The organism is Actinocorallia lasiicapitis (assembly GCF_054778695.1).
The window spans coordinates 1-4,525 of the sequence record NZ_BAAGZI010000441.1; the positions used below are offsets into that span (position 1 = coordinate 1).

The 4,525-nt window shown below is 71.8% G+C and carries 4 protein-coding genes and 1 pseudogene; 1 reads left to right on the forward strand and 4 read right to left on the reverse strand.

All coding sequences use genetic code 11. The features are described from left to right. Positions 1 to 134 precede the first annotated feature (134 nt). Entirely contained in the window at positions 135 to 1,013 is an 879-nt protein-coding gene (locus ACYVE7_RS29675) for a hypothetical protein (protein WP_460369307.1), read from the forward strand. On the opposite strand, the gene ACYVE7_RS29680 is transcribed toward ACYVE7_RS29675, so the two are convergent. The 4 genes and pseudogenes from ACYVE7_RS29680 to ACYVE7_RS29695 form a co-directional block, all read right to left on the reverse strand. Further along, the gene (locus tag ACYVE7_RS29680; RefSeq protein WP_460369308.1) at positions 1,003 to 1,800 is read right to left on the reverse strand and encodes an alpha/beta fold hydrolase; all 798 of its coding nucleotides are present in this window, start codon (positions 1,798 to 1,800) and stop codon (positions 1,003 to 1,005) included. The genes ACYVE7_RS29675 and ACYVE7_RS29680 overlap by 11 nt on opposite strands. A gap of 10 nt (positions 1,801 to 1,810) precedes the next feature. Further along, on the reverse strand, positions 1,811 to 2,563 hold the full coding sequence (locus ACYVE7_RS29685) for an SRPBCC family protein (RefSeq protein ID WP_460369310.1): 753 nt from the start codon (positions 2,561 to 2,563) through the stop codon (positions 1,811 to 1,813). A gap of 53 nt (positions 2,564 to 2,616) precedes the next feature. Beyond that, positions 2,617 to 3,840 carry a family 16 glycosylhydrolase gene (locus ACYVE7_RS29690; RefSeq protein WP_460369311.1) on the reverse strand — a complete coding sequence of 408 codons (1,224 nt, stop codon included), beginning with the start codon at positions 3,838 to 3,840 and terminating at the stop codon, positions 2,617 to 2,619. 287 nt (positions 3,841 to 4,127) lie between these two features. Then, positions 4,128 to 4,525, reverse strand: a pseudogene (locus ACYVE7_RS29695) (shikimate dehydrogenase); the annotation flags it as partial.

The following is a 4,525-nucleotide window of genomic DNA, read 5'->3' on the forward strand; positions in this document are numbered from 1 at the left end:
GCGACCGACGGACGGCCGCTCGCCGCCACCCGGCGCACCGCCGGTTTCTGGTCGGTGCCGTGGGCGGTGCTCGGCACCGCCGCCGTGGCCGTCCTGCTGTTCCTGCGCGGCCGCCGCCCCCGAAGGAGACGCGGATGACCCCGCTGATGTTCGCGTTCGTGCTGGCCCAGGGGCCGGTCATCGAGCTCGACAAGACCGAGGTGAAAGCCGGGCAGACCGTCACGGTGAAGCTGTCCGGCTGGCCCGCGGGGAACGTCGCGGTCGAGCTGTGCGGCAACGAGGGCCGCCGGGGCAGCGCCGACTGCGCGGTCGGCTCGTCCGCGACGACCTTCGTCAACGCCGAGGGCCGCGGCACCGTGCTGCTCAACGTGGCCAAGCCGCCCGTCGGCTGCCCGTGCGTGGTCTCGGTGAAACCGGTCGGCGGCGGCACGGCCAGAACCGTCCCGATCAAGGTCAGGGGCACGGCGACGCTGAACGAGATCCAGCAGGACGACGCCGCGGCGGCGTCGCGTTCGCTGACCGTCACCGCGGTGGGCGTCGAGGGCTCCTCGTTCGGCGCCTGGTTCGGCGGCGGCGCGTCCCGCACCTTCGTCTACACGATCCGCAACGACGGCGCCGTGGCCGTCACCGACCCGCCCGTCACCCTCTCCTACGGCCGCTCCCCCGACCCGACGGGCGTGCTGACCGCGCCCGCGCTCGGCACGCTCGCCCCCGGCGAGGAGCGCACCTACCGGGTGCCCGTCACGTTCGCCGCGCCCGCGTTCGGCGCCTACCAGGTGCGCGGCGAGATCACCGGGATCGAGCGGCCCGCCGTGTTCACCGGCCAGACCTCGTCCTATCCGTGGGCGTGGCCGGTGCTGGGCGTGCTGCTCGTCGGGGCGACCTCGATCCGGCGGCGCCGACCGAGACCGGAGGCTCCCGGCGGGGTGACGGTCCGCTGCCCGCACTGCGAGGGCGAGATCACCCTGACGGTCGGCGGGCGGCCGCCCGAGCAGCCCGCGATCAGCGCTTGAAGAACTCGGTGACGGCCGGGGCCAGCACGGCGGCCTTCACCATGTGGGTCTGGCCCGGCAGTTCGCCGAGCTGAGCGCCCGGCACGGCCTCGGCCGTCGCGGCGACGCCGTTCTTCATCCACGCGGGGCTCTTCCCGCCCCGCAGGACCAGCGCGGGCACCGCGACCGACGCCCAGCGGTCCTTCGGCAGCGGCCGGCCGGACTGGAGCCCGCCCCGGAACAGCGCCAGATCGTTGGGGAGGGTCGCGCCGACGGCCTTCAGCTTCTTCCACGCGGGGAACAACGGGAACACCGCGACCATCGGGGCGGGCATCCCCACGAACCGCATGAACTTCTTGACGGCCCCGCCGTTGTCGCCCTTGGCGACGAGGGCGCGCAACCGCTCCTCGAAGTCGTCGGGGGCGGGCTCGCGCGTACCGTCGACGATCATCGGCGCCTCGTACATCGCGAGACCGTCCGCGGGGACGCCCGCCGCCGTCGCCTCCAGGGCCAGCACCGCGCCCGACGACAGGCCCAGCAGGAACGCCGACCCGCCCGCCGCCTTGACGACCGCGCCGAGGTCCTCGATCTCGCGCTCCGGCGTGGACGGGGTGCCGGGGCCGCTCTCGCCGCGGCCGCGCCGGTCGTAGGTGTGGACGGTGAAGTCGGCGCTCAGCGCCTCGGCCAGGTCCTTGCTCGGGCCGAACTCGCGGTAGCACATCGCCCCGTCGACGACGACGAGCGCGGGCCCCGAACCGGACACGGAGTAGGCGATGGTGGTGCCGTCTGCGGAGGTGACGGTCGGCATGGTGGGCTCCTTAACGAGGAAGATCGTTCAGCCAGGCCGTCCAGGCCCGCTGGGTGTGGTCGGGGTCCACGTCGGCGAAGACGTGGTGCATGCACATCAGGGAGCCGTGGAAGCCCCTGACGAAGCGGTACATCGCCTGGTCGGTGCGGACCGCCAGGTTGTGCGGGCTGACGTGGTAGACGGTCGCGTCGAGCGGGCCGACCCCGGGGACGGACCAGCGCACACGATCGCCTTCGCGGGGATCGGTGACGCCCAGCGCGCCGTGGAGCGCCGCCCATGCGGCCGTCCAGTCGGCGACCGGCGGCCCCGACGCGGTGACGGGCAGAGCCGTCCGGCCGGGGAAGTGACGCAGGTAGGCGACGAGGGTCGCGAAGAACAGCGCGAATCCGTGGCCCATCGCCTCGAACTCCTCCGCCCAGTCGTCGCCGGGCAGGAACCCGCTGGTGACGGCGCGGAGCACGGTCGAAGCGCCTTCGCGTCCCTCGATGAGGAACTCGTAGGCCACGAACCGCCCGTCAGGGCTCTTCTCCCCGGCGTACTCCAGCCGGCTGCCCGGCTCCCACACCTCGATGGGGTGGGTCATGGCGAACCCGGAGAACGCGGTCTCGACGACCCCGTCCTCCACCTGGGTGCGGCCCATGAACCAGGAGTCGATCCCCGGCCCGGTCGCGATGGCGTCCCACACCTGCTCAGGCACCACCTCGACCTCGGCCCGCCGCTCACTCCGGAACTCCTTGCCCATGGTCGGCTCTCCTTCGCGCATGACCCCATCATCGTCCCGAACAAATTTTTTGTCAAGGACGCTGAAGTGTTCGGTTAGCGGTAGACGTGAACGTAGTCGACCAGCATTCTGGCCGGGAACGGGGTCTCGGCACTGGGCGGGCCGGGAAAGTCACCCCCGACCGCCAGGTTGAGGATCAGATAGAAGGGGTGGTCGAAGACCCAGGGACCGCGGGTGGCCTCCAGGGCGTCGCGGTCGACGTCGGCCACGATCCGGTCGTCCATCGTGAACTTCATCGAGGTGCTGTTCCAGTCCACGGCGAAGGTGTGGAAGTCGTCGGCATAGCTCCCGGGGATCGTCAGGGAGCCGCCGTGGCCGCCTGTGCCGTGGTAGGCCGGGGCGTGCAGGGTGGAGTAGAGCTTGTTCGGCTCCCTGCCGAGGATCTCCATGATGTCGATCTCGCCGGTGGCGGGCCATGGACGTCCGGTGAGGTAGTCCGCGCCGAGCATCCAGAACGCCGGCCACAGGCCCGCGCCGGCCGGGACCTTGATCCGCGCCTCGACCCGTCCGTAGGTGGTGGAGAAGCTGGTCGAGGAGTTGATCCGGCCCGAGGTGTACTGGCAGGTGCCGCTGCCGGTCAGCGGATCCGCCGGGCAGGCGGTGCCGGGGCTCGGCTCCTTGCGCGCCTCGATGACCAGGTTGCCCTGGCCGTCGGTGGCGGCGTTGGCGTTGTCGGTGTAGTACTGTAGCTCGCCGTTCTGGCCGGTGCCGGGATCGGCCTTCCATCGGGCGGCGTCGGGCCTGGTACCGGCCGGGGTGTTGAACTCGTCGCCGAACACGAGGTCCGTGGGCCGGGAGGCCGGCTCCGCCGGGCGCGCGGGCGGAGTGATGGGGGCGCCACCGGTGCCGTAGACCTGGAACTCCCAGAGGGAGTAGCCGTAGGGGCCACTGCGCTGGGTGCCGTACACGCGGACGTACCGGCCGGTGCCGTCGACCGTCAGGGTCTCCTTGAACCCCCTGCCGGTGGTGGTGCTGTAGATCGGCGTCCAGTTCTGGTCGTCGGACGACACCTGCACCTGGTAGGCCGTCGCGTAGGCCGGATCCCACTGAAGGACGACCCGGTGGATCTGGGCGGTCGCACCCAGGTCGACCGAGATCCAGCCCGGGTCGGACCAGCCGCCGTTCGGGCTGGTGGCCCAGCGGCTGGCGGGGTCGAGATCGAAGGCGCGGGCGGGCCCGCACTGCCAGCAGGAGCCGTCGTCCTGGTGGCTCGAGGACGCGCCGGAGCGGCCGTAGGACAGCACAGACGACCGCCGCACCTACAGCGGCGAGCCCGGCACAGAGCCGGACCCGCCATGACGGAGTACTCACCATTCCTGTTCTCATCGTTCTCACCACTTGTTCCTCTGGGGGTGGACGAACGGGACGAGGGCGCTCTCTTCGAGACTTAAAATAAGTCGAAATGTTATAGTCGGCCACCCCCAGAAGCGCGACGGCCGCCACCATCGCCTCGCCACGCGGCTCCGCCGCCGTGGGTTCTTGGTTCGGGGACGCCTACGAGGCGAGCCGGATCATCCGCTCGCCCAGCTCCCCTTTCGGGAGGGTTTCAGTTGCCGAGGCGGCGGCTGAGCTCGGCCTCGCCCGCGGCGCGCATCGCCTCGACGGGCACGTCTTCCCGGCCCGTCATCATCGCCACCTGACGCACCGCCTGGTGCAGCAGCATCGCGAACCCGTTGACGACGACGCCGCCCCGGCCCAGCACGGCCTTGGCCAGTTCCGTGGGCCAGGGCGCGTACACGACGTCGAACACCGGCACCCCGGCCTCGGCCACCATCCCGGCGTAGGGCCCCGCCCCGTCCCCCGGCAGCGTCGACACGACCAGCTCGGTCTTCAGGTGGTCGGCGAGCGAGGCCAGCGGCTCGACCGCCAGGTCCAGGCCGAACGCCCGGCCGACCTCAGCGGTCTCCCCCGCCCGCTCGGGCGACCGCACGACGAGCGTCGCCT